The organism is Pseudomonas sp. MF08817 (assembly GCF_059862705.1).
On sequence record NZ_JCBCUY010000002.1, the window covers coordinates 35,532 to 50,948 of the forward strand.

Sequence of the window (15,417 nt, forward strand, 5' to 3'; positions counted from 1 at the left end):
GGGGGCTTTTCGCGCCCCTTTGCTTAGCGATGGGTGGCAATCCAGATCAACAACCCGGCCTGGAACACGCAGAACGCCACCAGGCAGGTGATGGTGAAGCGCAGGCCGGTGTCTTCGCGTTTGTACTTGCTGACCTTGTCTTCGTGCTGGCGCAACTTGACTTCCTGTTCGGCCAGGTTCTGCTCGGCTTGCTGGAGCATCTGCGCCGCTTCGAGGATTTCCACGAACTGCACCTTCTCGGTGTTCCAGTCCGCCAGCAGGTCTTCGACCTGCACGTCCTTGACGCTGCCCTTCATGTGCTGGGCGTCGGTGTAGACCACGTCGAAACCCTGGATGCGCAGAAAGTGATCGCGGCGCAGGCGCGTGTCTTCGCTCAGGGCGTCTTTGCTGGCCAGGTCTACGCCATCGACCTTGTAGTGGGGCCACTTCTTGCGCGCCCAACTGATGGCCTGGGCCAGCAGGAACCGCCCCAGGCCGCGGTTCAGCGGTTCGATCTGCACGCTGCTTTGCGGGCCGAAACTGACCCGCTTGGTCTCGTGATCGACCCACACATCCAGGCGGTTCTGTTCCTTGCGCACCCGTTGCCCCGGCAACTGGATGACCATGCGCAACAGGCTCTGGCCTTTGTTATTGCGCTCGGCATAGCCGAACTCGACAAAACGCAGCGGCCGCCCGCCAGTGACGCGGTCGGTCTGTTGCGGCGCCAGGCGCAGCATTTTGTGGTGCTCGGTGTGGACATCCGCCCACGGCCGCTCGACCGCTTCTGGGGCGTCTTGCTCTGGCGCGGTGTCAGTCGAATTCTGGGTATCAGTCATAACGGCGAGATCCTGTCCAAGCCCTGCTTGGCGACCGTATGTTGACGGCCGACAAAGGCTTATCGGCCGTTTTTTGCAAGACTGGAGGGTAGTGCCCGTTTAATGGGGCCAGGTGTTGCTTTTGTGTCGCCATCCCGTGGGCGTCGGGCAGCGGTCTCAAGGGCGCTGTCGCGGGCGGGCGGAGCGCCGTCCGGCCCGCTCCCACACTGCTTATGGGGCGGTGAGGGTGGCGATAAAGTGCAGAATCTGCGCGCCCAGTTCCGCCGCTAGGGGCAGTTGCGGGTCTTTGTAGGAGGCCAGTTGCCGCCGGGTGTCGTTGGCCACGATGCGCAGCACGTGGTTCATGCCTTCGATCAGCGCCAGGTGCGCGTCGGGTTTGGCGGCTTTGAGCAGGCGCGCATCCGCCACGCCGACCTGGATATCGTTACTGCCCTGGATGATGAGCGCCGGCATTTTCAGGCGTGCGAAAGCGCCCGCCGGGTCCTGGCGGAACAGGCTTATCAGGTAGGGCTGCACGCTCGGGCGGAAGATCACTTGCAGGGCTGGCGGCACCTCGGCGTCCACCTGGCCGGCCTTGAGGCTGTCGAGCAGTTGATTGCTGCGCAGCATCAGCGCGGGCGGCAGGCGCGTGGCCAATTGCTGGCGCAGCACCTCGTCGATAGGGCGGGCGCTGCCGGACACCGAAATCACCCCAGCGGCCTCCACCGTGGGCGCGGCGAGGCTGGCGATCAGCGCGCCCTCGCTGTGGCCCAGCAGGATCAACGGGCCCATACGCGGGTCGTTCTTGAGTTGCTGGCCCCAGGCCACGGCATCGCTGACATACGCCTCGACGCTCAGGTTGCGCTCGTCCGGGGTGGCCGCCAGGCTTGCCGCCACGCCGCGCTTGTCGTAGCGCAGGCTGGCGATGTTGTGTTTGGCCAGCACCCAGGCCAGGCGCTTGAGGCTGTCGTTGCGCCCGCCATCGGGGTTGTTGCCGTCGCGGTCGGTGGGGCCGGAGCCGGAAATTATCAGTACCACCGGCACCGGCGTGTCGGACTTGGGTAACAGCAACGAACCATGCAGCACGCCGCTGCCGGTGTCCAGGGTCATGGGGCGTTGCAGTACGGTGGCCTGGACCAGGCCGGTAAACAGGGAAAGGGTCAAGGCAAGGACTCGTAGCATCATCACGCCATTATTGGTCAGGTGGCGTTTGGACTCGCCGCCCCTATAAAGGTTCGAGGATGAACTCGTTGCACAGCCTGCGTATACTGGCGCGCGGCTCAATGCCCGCCAGAGCCACGTCTTCCAGCGATTTCACGGAGCGCCCCGCATGTCCGGCAATACCTACGGCAAGCTGTTCACTGTCACCACCGCCGGCGAAAGCCATGGCCCGGCGTTGGTCGCCATTGTCGATGGCTGCCCGCCAGGCCTGGAATTGTCGCTGGACGACCTGCAACACGACCTCGACCGGCGCAAGCCCGGCACCAGCCGCCACACCACCCAGCGCCAGGAAGCCGACGAAGTCGAAATCCTCAGTGGCGTGTTCGAGGGCCGCACCACCGGGTGTGCCATTGGCCTGCTGATCCGCAACACCGACCAGAAGTCCAAGGACTACTCGGCCATCAAAGACCTGTTCCGCCCGGCCCACGCCGACTACACCTACCACCACAAGTACGGCGAGCGCGACTACCGCGGTGGCGGCCGCAGCTCGGCGCGCGAGACGGCGATGCGCGTGGCGGCGGGGGCGATCGCCAAGAAGTACCTGGCCAGCCAGGGCATCGTGATTCGCGGCTACATGAGCCAGCTCGGCCCCATCGAGATTCCGTTCAAGACTTGGGAGGCGGTGGAGCAAAATGCCTTCTTCAGCCCCGACCCGGACAAAGTGCCCGAGCTTGAGGCCTACATGGACCAACTGCGGCGCGACCAGGATTCGGTGGGCGCCAAGATCACAGTGGTTGCCGAAGGCGTGATGCCGGGGCTGGGCGAGCCGATCTTCGACCGCCTCGACGCCGAACTGGCCCACGCGCTGATGAGCATCAACGCGGTCAAGGGCGTGGAAATCGGCGCCGGGTTCGCCTGTGTCGCCCAGCGCGGCACCGAGCATCGCGACGAGATGACCCCCGAAGGCTTCCTCAGCAACAACGCTGGCGGCATTCTCGGCGGCATTTCCTCGGGCCAGCCCATCGTCGCGCACCTGGCGTTGAAGCCGACCTCCAGCATCACCACGCCGGGCCGCTCCATCGACGTCCATGGCAACCCGGTGGACGTGATTACCAAGGGCCGCCACGACCCCTGCGTGGGCATCCGCGCCACGCCTATCGCCGAAGCGATGATGGCCATTGTGTTGATGGACCACTTGCTGCGCCATCGCGGGCAAAACGCCGACGTGCGCGTCAGCACCCCGGTGCTGGGCCAGTTGTGACCCGGCCCCACGCCTGATGGCCGCGCTGCCGTACTGGCGGTTATCCAGTTTCTACCTGTTCTACTTCGCCCTGCTGGGGTCCACGGCGCCATTCCTGGCGCTGTATTTCCACCACTTGGGGTTCAGCGCCGCGCGTATTGGCGAACTGGTGGCCATCCCCATGCTGATGCGCTGCGTGGCGCCCAATATCTGGGGCTGGCTGGGGGACTACACCGGGCGGCGCCTGGCCATCGTGCGTGTTGGCGCGTTGTGTACGGCCCTGACCTTTTCCCTGATCTTCTTCAGCAAGAGCTACGCCTGGCTGGCGGTGGTCATGGCGCTGCATGCGTTCTTCTGGCACGCGGTGCTGCCCCAGTTCGAGGTCATCACCCTGGCCCATTTGAATGGCCAGACCGCGCGCTACAGCCAGATCCGCCTGTGGGGTTCTATCGGTTTCATCATCACCGTGGTCGCCTTGGGGCGCCTGTTCCAGTGGCTGAGCCTGGACATCTACCCGGTGGCGCTGGTGGTCATCATGGCCGGCATCTTCCTCAGCAGCCTGTGGGTGCCCAACGCCCAACCGGTGCAGAGCAGCCGCAGCGCCGGCGGCGGTTTCCTGCAGCAACTGCGCAGCCCTGGGGTACTGGCGTTCTATGCCTGCGTGGGGCTGATGCAGTTGAGCCACGGCCCGTATTACACCTTCCTGACCTTGCACCTGGAGCACCTGGGCTACAGCCGTGGCCTGATTGGCCAGTTATGGGCGGTGGGGGTGGTGGCCGAGGTGCTGATGTTTTTGGCCATGAGCAAGATCCTGGCGCGGTTTTCCGTGCGCCGGGTGCTGCTGGCCAGTTTCCTTTTGGCGGCCCTGCGCTGGGTGCTGCTGGGTGCCTACGCCGAATCGGTGTGGGTGCTGCTGTTCGCCCAGGTGTTGCACGCAGCGACGTTCGGCAGCTTTCACGCCGCTGCCATCCATTTCGTGCAACGTAGCTTCGGCGCGCGCCAGCAAGGCCAGGGCCAGGCACTGTACGCCGCGCTGGCCGGCATCGGCGGCGCCCTGGGCGCGTTGTACGCCGGTTACAGCTGGAATGCCCTGGGTGCCACCTTGACCTTTAGTATTGCCAGCGTCGCGGCCCTGGCCGCAGCCGTTATCATTGCCACCCGCATGCAAGAGGACAGGCCATGAGCCCTACCCGTGAACACCTGGCCCGGCAGATCATCGACGCCGGGCGCTTTCTGTATGGCCGCGGCTGGTCGCCGGCCACCAGCAGCAATTACTCGACGCGCCTGGGCGCGGAGCAGGCGTTGCTGACGGTGTCGGGCAAGCACAAAGGGCAACTTGGCCCGGACGATGTGCTCGCCACCGACCTGGCCGGCAACAGCCTGGAGCCGGGCAAAAAGCCCTCGGCTGAAACCCTGCTGCACACCCAGCTCTATGCCTGGCGCGCCGACATCGGCGCCGTGCTGCACACCCACTCGGTCAATGCCACGGTGCTGTCGCGGGTGACCGCCGGGGCGTTCATCGAGTTTGAAGACTACGAGCTGCAAAAAGCTTTCAGCGGTATCTCGACCCACGAATCGCGGGTGCGGGTGCCGATTTTCGATAACGACCAGGACATCGTGCGCCTCGCCGCCCAGGTCCAGCCGTGGCTTGACGCCCACCCCGAGTGCGTCGGCTACCTGATCCGCGGCCACGGCCTCTACACCTGGGGCCCGCAGATGAGCGACGCGCTGCGCCAGATCGAGGCGTTCGAGTTCCTCTTTGAATGCGAACTCAAGACCCGTTCCGTACTTGCCCGCTAACGCTGACTTCGCCTGAAGTCGCCCACAGCCTGATGAAACCCAGCGCCTGAGCGGTGTGTAAAAACCGCAGGGCCCTGCCAGACCGAGGAGTTGCCGCCATGAGCAGCCTGTCCGTTTACCACGTTTCCAGCCCCGAACTGCCGAACAAGGTTCTCACCCATTTCGAGGACATTGCCGCCACGTTGGCCGATAAAGGCGTGCGTTTCGACCGTTGGCAAGCCAATCGCAAAATCGAACCGGGCGCCAGCCAGGAAGAGGTGATCGCGGCCTACCAGGAGCAGATCGAGCGCTTGATGAGCGAGGGCGGCTACGTCACCGTGGACGTCATCAGCCTCAACAGCGACCACCCGCAAAAAGCCGAACTTCGCGCCAAGTTCCTCGACGAACACCGCCATGGCGAAGACGAAGTGCGCTTTTTCGTCGCCGGCCGCGGGTTGTTCACCCTGCACATCGACGACTACGTGTACGCGGTGCTGTGCGAGAAAAACGACCTGATTTCGGTGCCCGCCGGCACGCCGCACTGGTTCGACATGGGCGAGCACCCGCATTTCGTCGCGATCCGCCTGTTCAACAACCCTGAGGGTTGGGTGGCCAAGTTCACCGGTGAAGACATCGCCAACCGTTTCCCGCGCCTGGAGGATTGAACCGATGCCGATCAAGGCCATTGTCACTGACATCGAAGGCACCACCAGCGCGGTAAGTTTTGTCTTCGACGTGCTCTTCCCCTATGCCGCCCGGCACCTGCCGGACTTCGTGCGGGCTAACGCCGAACGGGCGGACGTGGCCGCGCAACTGCTGGCGGTGTGCCAGGACAGCGGCGAACCCGGGGCGGATGTAGAGCGGGTGATCGCGATCCTGCTGGGTTGGATCGCCGAAGACCGCAAGGCCACGCCGCTCAAGGCCTTGCAGGGCATGGTCTGGGAGCAGGGCTACCAGGCCGGCCAGTTGAAGGGCCATGTCTACCCGGATGCGGTCGAGGCGTTGCAGCGCTGGCATCGCGAGGGCTATCAGCTGTTCGTCTACTCCTCCGGCTCGATCCAGGCCCAGCGCTTGATTTTCGGCTGCTCCGAGGCGGGCGACCTGTCGGGCCTGTTCAGCGGCTACTTCGACACCACCACCGGGCCCAAGCGCGAGGCGCAGTCTTACCAGCGCATCGCCCAAGCCATTGGCCTAGAGGCGCCGGCGATTCTGTTTCTCTCGGACATCGTCCAGGAATTGGATGCGGCGCAGCAGGCTGGCATGGCCACTTGTGGCCTGGTGCGTGATGGCGGCGAATTGGCCGGCCATGTGAACGTGGCCAGTTTTGCCCAGATCGACCTTGCCACCTTCTGACTTTTCCGTTCGCACCCGGTGAATCGCCAATTTCCACGGTGGGATTTGGCGACATACCTCACCGTTCTTTCGGAGGTATCCGGGGTCGCTTCTTAGGATTGGGTAGGACACTGCCTGATACCGAGTAGGGGCCTACTGTTTAGCGGTTTACGCGCTTGTTTAATCCCTCGCCTGTGTAACTCTCAGATCGTCAGGTGCCTGTCAGCTGAAGGTTGGCATGGGCAATTTGGCGGTTCTGGACGAGAAGCGGGAGAGTGCGAATGAACAGTTCACTGCCAAGCGGCCTGGATGGGGCGGATGTTCGCCCCTTGGTAAAACCCAAGGCCAAGCGACCTCGCAAACGCCCGGTGGGCGAGCCACTGAGTGCGAAGGAACTGGAGATTCTGCGCTGGGCCAAAGAGGGGAAAACCGTCTGGGAAATCAGCGTGATCCGCGCCATATCCGAGGCCACGGTCAAGTTCCACCTGCGCAATATCTACATCAAGCTGAGCGTCAGTAACCGCGCCCAAGCCGTAGGCGAGGCGGTCAAGCGCGGCGTGCTGAGTTGAAGGGGTGGAGCCCGCAGGCTCCACGACGCCGCGTCGGGTTCAAGCCGAGTGGTAGGTCGGCAGGGCAAAACGCTGCTGGCTTTGCAGCATGGAGATTTGCGGCAACTCGCTGGCCTGTTCGGCCAGGTCGCGGCGAATGGCGCTGATAACCCAGGACAACTGGTCCCCGGCGTGCAACTGGGCGTAGGAAATCGAGCGTTTGAACTGCTTGCCTTCGCTGTTGCGCAGGGTCAGCAGGATGCCCCCATCCGGACGGGCCTGGGTGGTGACCTCGAAATTGGAAAACAGGGAAGTGAATTTTTCTTGGATCAAGCTCATGTCTATCCGCTCCGTGAGTGCTAAGGGCAATCGTGGAGGGGTAGTTGCAGCGATTGTGCCAGTATCTGATTTATATAAAATCGTTATAAATCAATAGCTTATAAATTTTCTAATTTGGCGGATTCGTGCATTTTGCATGAATGGCCATCGTGCATCCTGCATTTTGCGAGACCGGGCCGTGGTAGGCGTGCTCCTGTGACCCTGCCGGCCGCCGGAAAATTCCATCTCTGGTTTCAGCGTTGCTGCGGCTTTGCAAGAGGGGTGAAAAGGTGAAGAGATACAAAACTTTTCAAATCCTCCATGTACAGCCCGAGAAGGCCTGACGTATTTTCCAGGCTGTCACAAGCACTTGTTAACCGTTTTGTTAGTCGGGCAGCCTCAACGGTTGCCTGATTCCATGCAGGACGCATGGCGCGCCACATCACGACAGGGACTGTTCTGCGTTGCAGCTGGATTGCTCTGTGTTCGCCCGATAATAAGAAAATAGGAATTCACCTATGACCCACGATTTCTGCGTTATCGCCCAAGGCACCCCGCAACTCCAGGCTGTTCCCGCGCTGTTTTCTGCTCCCCAGGCCGGGGCGAACGAACTCTGGCTGATTCCCTGGCCGACCTGAACCTCTTCGCGTCACCGAACCTTCAATCGTTAATTCATTGTTATCGGCTTGCCCTGGCTGAGTCGCCGGTGCGTCGCCGTTTTGTGTTGAGCAGGAGCCACCATGAGCAGCAACTCTAGCGACATGATTACCTGGGGCATGATGATCCGTAAGTTGCCCGCCATCGCCAAAGCCATTCCGCGGGTACTCAAGGGCCTCAAGACCGCCAATATCAAGGATGCGCAGCAGCCCTGCGGCCTGGGTTGGACGTTCGAACAGGCCACCTTGCGCAACCCTCAGGGGCCGGCGCTGATGTACGCCAACGTCGCGTTCAGCTACGAGCAGGTCAACCAGTGGGCCAACCGCATCGCCCATCACCTGATCGCCCAAGGCATTGGCAAGGGGGATGTGGTCGGGATCTTTATCGAAAACCGCCCCGAATTGCTGGTCACGGTACTGGCGGTGGCCAAGGTGGGTGGCATCTGCGCGATGCTCAACACCTCCCAGACCCAACACGTGCTGGTGCACAGCCTGAACCTGGTCAAACCCGTGGCGATTATCGTCGGCGGCGAGTTGACCGAGGCCTATTCGGCGGTCCGCAGCCAGGTAGACATCCCAGACGCCCGCACCTGGTGGGTGGCCGACCAGGACACCTCGCGCCACCACGGCCAGGCGCCCCAGCATTACCTCAACCTGATGGCCGACAGCGCCGACGCCGCGCAGGACAACCCGGTCACCAGCCAGAAGGTGTACCTGGACGACCCTTGCTTTTATATCTACACCTCCGGCACCACCGGGCTGCCCAAGGCCGGGGTGTTCAAGCACGGCCGCTGGATGAAGACGTCGTCTATCTTCGGCGTGATCGCCCTGGACATGACGCCCCAGGACATCCTCTATTGCACCTTGCCGCTGTACCACGCCACCGGCCTGTGCGTGTGCTGGGGCTCGGCCATCAGCGGCGCGTCGGGCTTCGCCATCCGGCGCAAGTTCAGCGCCAGCCAGTTCTGGAGCGATGCGCGCAAGTTCAACGCCACCACCATCGGCTACGTCGGCGAGCTATGCCGTTACCTGATGGACCCGCCGCCCAGCGCCGAAGACCGCGATAACCCAGTGGTGAAAATGATCGGCAACGGCCTGCGCCCGGGCGTTTGGGGGCCGTTCAAGGAGCGCTTCGGCGTCAGCCACATTTGCGAGTTGTATGCCGCCAGCGACGGCAACATCGGCTTCACCAACATCCTCAATTTTGACAACACCATTGGTTTCTCCCTGATGGCCTGGGAGCTGGTGGCCTATGACCATGACAGCGGTGCGCCGGTGCGCGGCGAATCCGGGTTCATGCAGAAAGTGCCCAAGGGCAGCGAAGGCCTGTTGCTGGCGCGGATCGACGACAAGGCCCCGCTGGACGGTTACACCGAGCCGGAAAAAACCGCCAAAGTCATCCTCCACGACGTCTTCGCCAAGGGCGACCGCTACTTCAACACCGGCGACCTGCTGCGCAATATCGGCTTTGGCCACGGCCAGTTCGTCGATCGCCTGGGGGACACCTTCCGCTGGAAAGGCGAGAACGTCTCCACCACCGAGGTGGAGAACATCTTCCTCATGCACCCGCACATCGCCGAGGCGGTGGTGTACGGGGTGGAAATCAACAACACCAACGGCCGCGCGGGCATGGCGGCCATTACCCCGGCCGAATCCCTGGCCACCCTGGATTTCGGCGAGCTGCTGCGCTGGGCCAAGGAACAGATGCCGGCCTACGCCGTGCCGCTGTTTTTGCGGGTGAAGGTGAAAATGGAAACCACCGGCACCTTCAAATACCAGAAAGTGCGCCTACGCGACGAAGCCTTCGACCCGCGCAAGGCCGGCGATGACCCGATCTACGCCTGGCTGCCCGGCTCGGACACCTACGTGCAGGTGACCGAGGACGTATTAGCCGATATCCATGGCGGCAAGTTCCGTTATTGATTGGCGCTATGGTGGTGGATGAGAAAAAAACCGTGACAGCGCGCCGGCCGCTTGAGGACACTAGCGGCCTTTGCGATTGCCGAAAACGGAGCCAGCCATGTCAGACAACAGCCGCCAGATGACCCAGGAAGAAGCCGAAGAATTCGCCGAGCAGGTGTTCAACGTCGCCCGCAGTGGCGACGCGGCCATGCTCGCCGCCCTGGTGACCAAGGGCCTGCCCGTCAACCTGCGCAACCACAAGGGCGACACCCTGTTGATGCTGGCCAGCTACCACGGCCACGTCGATGCGGTGAAGGTGCTGCTCGAACACAAGGCCGACCCGGAACTGCGCAACGACAACGGCCAAAGCCCGATTGCCGGCGCGGCGTTCAAGGGCGACCTGGCGGTGGTCAAGGCCCTGGTGAGCGGCGGGGCGCAAGTCGAGGGTGCGTCTTTCGACGGGCGTACAGCCTTGATGATGGCGGCGATGTTCAATCGCGGCGAAATCGTCGACTACCTCATCAGCCAAGGCGCCGACCCCCGCGCCAAGGACGCCAACGGCGTCACTGCCCTGGACGCGGCCCGCACCATGGGCGCGGTCGATACGGCAGCGCAGCTTGAGAAACTGTTGAACGCTTAAGGCCTCTGTGGGCGGCGGCTTTTTGTGGGGTCGGGCTTGCTGTGGGAGCGGGTTGCCCGCGATGAGGCGGTATCTAGAGCCTCTTCACTGCCTGGCGCGCTCCCACACACACTTCGCACAAGCCACTCTCCCAGTAGGGCCCTCACACAAGCCTGCCCCCACACGGCCACACCCCAATCGGGTATCCTTCGCGCCCTCGAATTTCCCCAGCCACAGGATTGCCCCCATGAAAGCCGCACTCGTCGAACTTATCAGCAAAATCAGCTCCGGCTGCATGGCCGACGATGAGATCCAGCGTGTGGCGGACGAAGCCGCCCAGGCTTACGCCGACGCCGGTGGCTTTCTGGCGGCCAACCCGGACATCAACTACGACGACACCTTCCCGATCCCCCTGGGCGAGTGGGTGGTGGTCGGCAGCCTGCCGCAAACCGTGCTGTTCCAGGCTGATACCTACATGGACCTGTTCGCCCAGATCGTCGCCTCGTTCGGCCCCGGCGTGGCGTTCAACCTCAAGCCCAAGCAATTGGCGAAAACCGAAGCGCTCACCGCCCTGAACCGCATGCAGATCCAACTCGCGGCCATGAACCCGGAAAACGGCGGCTATGTGCTGATGAACTTCAGCCAACTGCTCGATGACGAGCTGCAAATGGTGCTGGTCTACGGCAACGATGTGCAGCGGGTGCTGGCGTTGTGCGCACAAGTGGGCATCAGCGCGGCCCCTGCGCTGGAAGCCTTGAAAGTCGCGATTCACGTCTGAGGCGAATAAAAGGGAACCCTGGCCGGGCGCGTCTATCCTAAGTGGGCATGCCACTTCTTGGGAGCGACACCATGGGTTCCACGTTTAACGGTCTGATTGGTCTGATAATTCTTGCCCTGGACATCTGGGCAATCATCAACGTGCTTAAAAGCGGCGCCGAAACCGGGATGAAAATCCTCTGGGTGCTGCTGATCGTCCTGCTGCCGGTGCTGGGCCTGATTATCTGGGCCATTGCCGGGCCGCGTGGCAACGTGCGGATCTGAGCCTCACAACAACCACGCACCCTCAAGCTGCAACAACGCCTGTTTGCGCTCAAGGCCGCCGGCATAGCCGGTGAGGGTGCCGTTGCTGCCGATCACGCGGTGGCAGGGAATGAGGATCGAGATCGGGTTGGCCCCATTGGCGGTGCCGACGGCGCGGATGGCCTTGGGGTTGTCGATGTGTTGAGCCAACTGGGCATAGCTCCAGGTGTGCCCGAACGGAATGCGCTGCAACGCCTGCCACACCTGCTGCTGGAACGGCGTGCCCCGGGGCGCCAGGGCCAGGTCGAACACCTCGCGCCGGCCTGCAAAATACTCATCCAATTGCCGGCATACGGCATCCAACTCGCTGGTGGCTTCGCGCCATTGCGGTTGCGGTGTCCAGTGCTTGTGGCCGTCCATATAGAGCATGCGCAGGCCTTGCTCGTCGCCCGCCAGGAACAACGGACCGGTGGGGCTGGGGTGATAGCGATAAAACATCTGCTGGCCTCCTGACCAAAATCCGCCACCAAGATAGAGCCAGAAGGTTCGACCTGTCATGTGCAGCAACGTAGAATGCGCGCCTTTCCTTGGTCAGGCGCAACGGCGGCTGGCCATCATGGGCGGGTGACCGTCCGTTGCCACCAGCATTTATCGGGGGTCTTACCCATGAGCACCAACCACACCAGCGATTACCTGGAAACCCTCTACGAAGGCTACGGCCAGCGTTTTCGCATGGAAAAACTGCTGCACGAAGTGCGCACCGAACACCAGCACCTGGTGATTTTCGAGAACCCGCGCATGGGCCGTGTGATGGCACTGGACGGTGTGATCCAAACCACCGAGGCCGATGAGTTCATCTACCACGAGATGCTCACCCACGTGCCGATCCTCGCCCACGGCACCGCCAAGCGCGTGCTCATCATCGGCGGCGGCGACGGCGGCATGCTGCGCGAAGTGGCCAAGCACGGCAGCATCGAGCACATCACCATGGTCGAGATCGACGCCACGGTAGTGGAAATGTGCAAGGAATTTTTGCCCAACCACTCCAAAGGAGCCTTTGAAGACCCGCGCCTGAACCTGGTGATCGACGACGGCATGCGTTTCGTCGCCACCACCACGGAAAAATTCGACGTGATTATCTCTGACTCCACCGACCCCATCGGCCCGGGCGAAGTGCTGTTCTCGGAGAACTTCTACGAAGCCTGCCGCCGCTGCCTCAATGAGGGCGGCATCCTGGTGACCCAAAACGGCACGCCGTTCATGCAACTGGGCGAAGTGCAGACCACCGCTGGGCGCCTGCGCAGCTTGTTTCCGGACTGGCACTTCTACCAGGCTGCGGTGCCGACCTACATTGGCGGGGCCATGACCTTTGCCTGGGGCTCGACCAACACGGCGTACCGCCAGTTGTCCCGCGAGACCCTGTGCCAGCGTTTCGCCGGCAGTGGCATCGTGACCCGCTACTACAACCCCGAGATCCACATCGGCGCCTTCGCCCTGCCGCAATACGTGCTGCAGGCGATCAACAAACCGAGCAACGACTGAGCTGACGTGTAGCCAGCGGGCTTGCAGCGGCCGTCATCGCCGTCAATCCGGCAGGCGTAAGGGGCTGCTGGGCAGCCCAGCGCGGGCGAGCCCGCTTGCTACAACGGTAGGATCAAGGGCCTCACGGCCCTTTTTTTGTATCGAAACATGCGTTAAACGAAATTTTCACAAGCGCTCCAAGACAATCCCCAGCGCTTTTGCTAATGCCAACTACCCTTGACGCTCCGTTCCAGCCCCCTGGAACGCCTTGGCGGGCCTGACGAACACTAATCAATAGCGTTGCCAAAGGCGATCGTGCACTCTGCGCGCACTGCGCATACCCCGTCGCCACTGCGTTTTCGCAGGGATGAAAAGAGGCCAGGGTGCAGCTGTTCTTTGAAACTTCAACTTCCAATGAGTCTTGACACGACATGGCAAACCCGGACGCCCTGAATCAGCAGCGTGCTTCAAGCCGCTTACTGCAACCCACCGTCAAATCCCACCTGGCCTACACCCTGTTGTGTGCCCTGGTCATGATGGTGATGCTTTCCCTGCTGCGCCTGGCGCTGCTGGTTTATAACCGGGACATGATCCTCGACACCCCGGCGGCGACCTTCCTCGAAGCCTTCGCCAATGGCCTGCGTTTCGACCTGCGCCTGGTGGTGTACCTGAGCATTCCGCTGTTGCTGGCGCTGTTCAGCGTGCGCGCCATGGCGGCGCGGGGGTTCTTCCGTTTCTGGTTGACCCTGGCTTCCAGCATTGCGCTGTTGCTGGGCCTGATCGAGATGGACTTCTACCGCGAGTTCCACCAGCGCCTCAACGGCCTGGTGTTCCAGTACATCAGCGAAGACCCGGCCACGGTGTCGAGCATGCTGTGGAACGGTTTCCCGGTGGCCCGCTACCTGGTTGCCTGGGCCATCGGCACCTGGCTGCTGAGCCTGGCGTTCAAGGGCGCCGACCGTGCGACCCGGCCCCGTGGCCCGTTCAGCGGTGGCACCATCGTCAGCCGCCAGGTTGCACCTTGGTACACCCGCACGGCGGTGTTCATGGTCTGCCTGGTGATCTGCGTGATCGCCGCACGCGGCACCCTGCGCCAGGGCCCGCCGATGCGTTGGGGTGACGTCTACACCACCGACTCGATCTTCGCCAACCAATTGGGCCTCAACGCTTCGCTGTCGTTGATCGGCGCGGCCAAGAGCCGTTTCTCCGAGCACCGCGACAACGTCTGGAAGGCCACCCTGCCCGACAGCGAAGCCCAGCAAGTGGTGCGCGACCTGCTGCTGTTGCCGCAGGAAAAACTGGTGGATGCCGATATCGCCGCCGTGCGCCGCGACTACCTGCCGCCGGCCGAGAAGACCCTGCCGATCAAGAACGTGGTGGTCATCCTCATGGAAAGCTTCGCCGGGCACTCGGTGGGCGCTTTGGGGGCTTCGGGCAATGTCACGCCTTACTTCGACAAACTGGCCAAGGAAGGTCTGCTGTTCGACCGCTTCTTCTCCAACGGCACCCATACCCACCAGGGCATGTTCGCCACCATGGGCTGCTTCCCCAACCTGCCGGCGTTCGAGTACCTGATGCAGACCCCCGAAGGCAGCCACAAGCTGTCGGGCCTGCCGCAACTGCTCAGTGCGCGTAATTTCGATGACGTGTACGTCTACAACGGCGATTTCGCCTGGGACAACCAGTCCGGGTTCTTCAGCAACCAGGGCATGACCACCTTCATCGGCCGCAACGACTACGTGAACCCGGTGTTCTCCGACAGCACCTGGGGCGTGTCCGACCAGGACATGTTCAACCGTGGCCTGGAGGAACTCAAAGCCCGCGAAGGCAAGGCGCCGTACTACGCGCTGCTGCAAACCCTGTCCAACCACACGCCGTATGCCTTGCCCACGCCGTTGCCGGTGGAACCGGTGACCAACCGCGGCCGCCTCAACGACCACCTGACCGCCATGCGCTATTCCGACTGGGCGCTGGGGCAATTCTTCGAGAAAGCGCGCAAGGAGCCCTACTTCAAGGAAACCCTGTTCATCGTCGTCGGCGACCACGGCTTTGGCGACGAGCGCCAGATCACCGAAATGGACCTGGGCCGCTTCAACGTGCCGCTGCTGCTGATCGGCCCGGGGGTGCAGGAAAAATTCGGCCAGGTCGCCCACACCGTTGGCACCCAGATCGACATCGTGCCCACCATCATGGGCCGTTTGGGCGGCGAAGTGCGCCACCAGTGCTGGGGCCGCGACCTGCTGAACCTGCCCCAGGGCGACACCGGGTTCGGCATGATTAAGCCCTCGGGCAGCGAGCAAGTGGTGGCGTTCGTCACCACCGACCGCATCCTGGTCCTGCCCAAAGACATGCCACCCAAGGTCTACAGCTACCAGTTGGGCAGCAACCCCACGTCGGCGGTGATCCCCGATGCGCAAGACACCGAACAACAACGTCGCAAACTGGAAGCCTTTATCCAGACTGCGACCAAGAGCCTGCTGGATAACACTGCGGGTGTGGTTAACGGCAAACCGGATTGATGGTTTGA

General features: G+C 62.7%; 16 protein-coding genes. 12 read left to right on the forward strand and 4 right to left on the reverse strand.

The genetic code is table 11. The annotated features are described in order from the left end of the window. Positions 1-23: 23 nt before the first annotated feature. Positions 24-815 carry a hypothetical protein gene (locus AC19YR_RS01645; protein WP_095107276.1) on the reverse strand — a complete coding sequence of 264 codons (792 nt, stop codon included), beginning with the start codon at positions 813-815 and terminating at the stop codon, positions 24-26. Positions 816-1,025: 210 nt separating this feature from the next. Next, on the reverse strand, positions 1,026-1,979 hold the full coding sequence (locus tag AC19YR_RS01650) for an alpha/beta hydrolase (protein WP_500596899.1): 954 nt from the start codon (positions 1,977-1,979) through the stop codon (positions 1,026-1,028). 145 nt (positions 1,980-2,124) lie between these two features. On the opposite strand from AC19YR_RS01650, the gene aroC reads away from it, so the two are divergent. The 6 genes from aroC (at position 2,125) to AC19YR_RS01680 (ending at position 6,875) form a co-directional block, all read left to right on the forward strand. Then, positions 2,125-3,216 carry a chorismate synthase gene (gene aroC, locus AC19YR_RS01655; protein ID WP_095107279.1) on the forward strand — a complete coding sequence of 364 codons (1,092 nt, stop codon included), beginning with the start codon at positions 2,125-2,127 and terminating at the stop codon, positions 3,214-3,216. 13 nt (positions 3,217-3,229) lie between these two features. Further along, positions 3,230-4,378 carry an MFS transporter gene (locus tag AC19YR_RS01660; protein ID WP_500597038.1) on the forward strand — a complete coding sequence of 383 codons (1,149 nt, stop codon included), beginning with the start codon at positions 3,230-3,232 and terminating at the stop codon, positions 4,376-4,378. Continuing rightward, positions 4,375-4,995, forward strand: coding sequence for a methylthioribulose 1-phosphate dehydratase (locus AC19YR_RS01665; protein ID WP_095107283.1), 621 nt, complete (start codon positions 4,375-4,377; stop codon positions 4,993-4,995). The genes AC19YR_RS01660 and AC19YR_RS01665 overlap by 4 nt, the downstream gene beginning before the upstream one ends. 98 nt (positions 4,996-5,093) lie before the next feature. Further along, positions 5,094-5,639 carry a 1,2-dihydroxy-3-keto-5-methylthiopentene dioxygenase gene (locus AC19YR_RS01670; protein WP_500596901.1) on the forward strand — a complete coding sequence of 182 codons (546 nt, stop codon included), beginning with the start codon at positions 5,094-5,096 and terminating at the stop codon, positions 5,637-5,639. Between the two features lie 4 nt (positions 5,640-5,643). Beyond that, positions 5,644-6,327, forward strand: a complete 684-nt coding sequence (mtnC, locus tag AC19YR_RS01675) for an acireductone synthase (protein ID WP_095107288.1) — start codon at positions 5,644-5,646, stop codon at positions 6,325-6,327. A 260-nt stretch (positions 6,328-6,587) separates the two neighbouring features. Then, the gene (locus AC19YR_RS01680) at positions 6,588-6,875 is read left to right on the forward strand and encodes a helix-turn-helix domain-containing protein (RefSeq protein WP_095107289.1); all 288 of its coding nucleotides are present in this window, start codon (positions 6,588-6,590) and stop codon (positions 6,873-6,875) included. 39 nt (positions 6,876-6,914) lie between these two features. Here AC19YR_RS01680 and AC19YR_RS01685 read toward each other — a convergent pair whose 3' ends face one another. Continuing rightward, positions 6,915-7,193 (reverse strand): DUF3509 domain-containing protein, encoded by a 279-nt coding sequence (locus AC19YR_RS01685; protein WP_095107291.1) that lies wholly within the window; start codon positions 7,191-7,193, stop codon positions 6,915-6,917. Between the two features lie 719 nt (positions 7,194-7,912). Here AC19YR_RS01685 and AC19YR_RS01690 point away from each other — a divergent pair. From AC19YR_RS01690 to AC19YR_RS01705, 4 genes are all read left to right on the forward strand, one after another. Further along, positions 7,913-9,751: a long-chain-acyl-CoA synthetase gene (locus tag AC19YR_RS01690; protein WP_500596903.1), complete on the forward strand. Its 1,839-nt coding sequence runs from the start codon at positions 7,913-7,915 to the stop codon at positions 9,749-9,751. A gap of 97 nt (positions 9,752-9,848) precedes the next feature. Further along, positions 9,849-10,370, forward strand: a complete 522-nt coding sequence (locus AC19YR_RS01695; protein ID WP_095107294.1) for an ankyrin repeat domain-containing protein — start codon at positions 9,849-9,851, stop codon at positions 10,368-10,370. 226 nt (positions 10,371-10,596) lie between these two features. Beyond that, positions 10,597-11,127 carry a hypothetical protein gene (locus AC19YR_RS01700; protein ID WP_095107296.1) on the forward strand — a complete coding sequence of 177 codons (531 nt, stop codon included), beginning with the start codon at positions 10,597-10,599 and terminating at the stop codon, positions 11,125-11,127. A gap of 71 nt (positions 11,128-11,198) precedes the next feature. Beyond that, entirely contained in the window at positions 11,199-11,390 is a 192-nt protein-coding gene (locus AC19YR_RS01705; RefSeq protein WP_074755146.1) for a PLDc N-terminal domain-containing protein, read from the forward strand. A gap of 3 nt (positions 11,391-11,393) precedes the next feature. On the opposite strand, the gene AC19YR_RS01710 is transcribed toward AC19YR_RS01705, so the two are convergent. After that, the gene (locus tag AC19YR_RS01710; protein WP_500596904.1) at positions 11,394-11,867 is read right to left on the reverse strand and encodes a methylated-DNA--[protein]-cysteine S-methyltransferase; all 474 of its coding nucleotides are present in this window, start codon (positions 11,865-11,867) and stop codon (positions 11,394-11,396) included. Positions 11,868-12,035: 168 nt separating this feature from the next. Here AC19YR_RS01710 and speE point away from each other — a divergent pair, with 168 nt between their 5' ends. Together speE and AC19YR_RS01720 are read left to right on the forward strand one after the other, a co-directional pair. Continuing rightward, complete coding sequence (gene speE / locus AC19YR_RS01715) at positions 12,036-12,911, forward strand: polyamine aminopropyltransferase (protein WP_500596905.1); 876 nt, start codon at positions 12,036-12,038, stop codon at positions 12,909-12,911. A gap of 410 nt (positions 12,912-13,321) precedes the next feature. Continuing rightward, entirely contained in the window at positions 13,322-15,409 is a 2,088-nt protein-coding gene (locus AC19YR_RS01720; RefSeq protein WP_500596907.1) for an LTA synthase family protein, read from the forward strand. Positions 15,410-15,417: the final 8 nt, after the last annotated feature.

What these genes read in the sequence shown, in the direction of transcription:
- AC19YR_RS01645 (WP_095107276.1), bottom strand. Translation starts at nt 815, where the DNA reads ATGACTGATACCCAGAATTCGACTGACACCGCGCCAGAGCAAGACGCC.
- AC19YR_RS01650 (WP_500596899.1), bottom strand. Translation starts at nt 1,979, where the DNA reads ATGATGCTACGAGTCCTTGCCTTGACCCTTTCCCTGTTTACCGGCCTG.
- aroC (WP_095107279.1), top strand. Translation starts at nt 2,125, where the DNA reads ATGTCCGGCAATACCTACGGCAAGCTGTTCACTGTCACCACCGCCGGC.
- AC19YR_RS01665 (WP_095107283.1), top strand. Translation starts at nt 4,375, where the DNA reads ATGAGCCCTACCCGTGAACACCTGGCCCGGCAGATCATCGACGCCGGG.
- AC19YR_RS01670 (WP_500596901.1), top strand. Translation starts at nt 5,094, where the DNA reads ATGAGCAGCCTGTCCGTTTACCACGTTTCCAGCCCCGAACTGCCGAAC.
- mtnC (WP_095107288.1), top strand. Translation starts at nt 5,644, where the DNA reads ATGCCGATCAAGGCCATTGTCACTGACATCGAAGGCACCACCAGCGCG.
- AC19YR_RS01680 (WP_095107289.1), top strand. Translation starts at nt 6,588, where the DNA reads ATGAACAGTTCACTGCCAAGCGGCCTGGATGGGGCGGATGTTCGCCCC.
- AC19YR_RS01685 (WP_095107291.1), bottom strand. Translation starts at nt 7,193, where the DNA reads ATGAGCTTGATCCAAGAAAAATTCACTTCCCTGTTTTCCAATTTCGAG.
- AC19YR_RS01690 (WP_500596903.1), top strand. Translation starts at nt 7,913, where the DNA reads ATGAGCAGCAACTCTAGCGACATGATTACCTGGGGCATGATGATCCGT.
- AC19YR_RS01695 (WP_095107294.1), top strand. Translation starts at nt 9,849, where the DNA reads ATGTCAGACAACAGCCGCCAGATGACCCAGGAAGAAGCCGAAGAATTC.
- AC19YR_RS01700 (WP_095107296.1), top strand. Translation starts at nt 10,597, where the DNA reads ATGAAAGCCGCACTCGTCGAACTTATCAGCAAAATCAGCTCCGGCTGC.
- AC19YR_RS01705 (WP_074755146.1), top strand. Translation starts at nt 11,199, where the DNA reads ATGGGTTCCACGTTTAACGGTCTGATTGGTCTGATAATTCTTGCCCTG.
- AC19YR_RS01710 (WP_500596904.1), bottom strand. Translation starts at nt 11,867, where the DNA reads ATGTTTTATCGCTATCACCCCAGCCCCACCGGTCCGTTGTTCCTGGCG.
- speE (WP_500596905.1), top strand. Translation starts at nt 12,036, where the DNA reads ATGAGCACCAACCACACCAGCGATTACCTGGAAACCCTCTACGAAGGC.
- AC19YR_RS01720 (WP_500596907.1), top strand. Translation starts at nt 13,322, where the DNA reads ATGGCAAACCCGGACGCCCTGAATCAGCAGCGTGCTTCAAGCCGCTTA.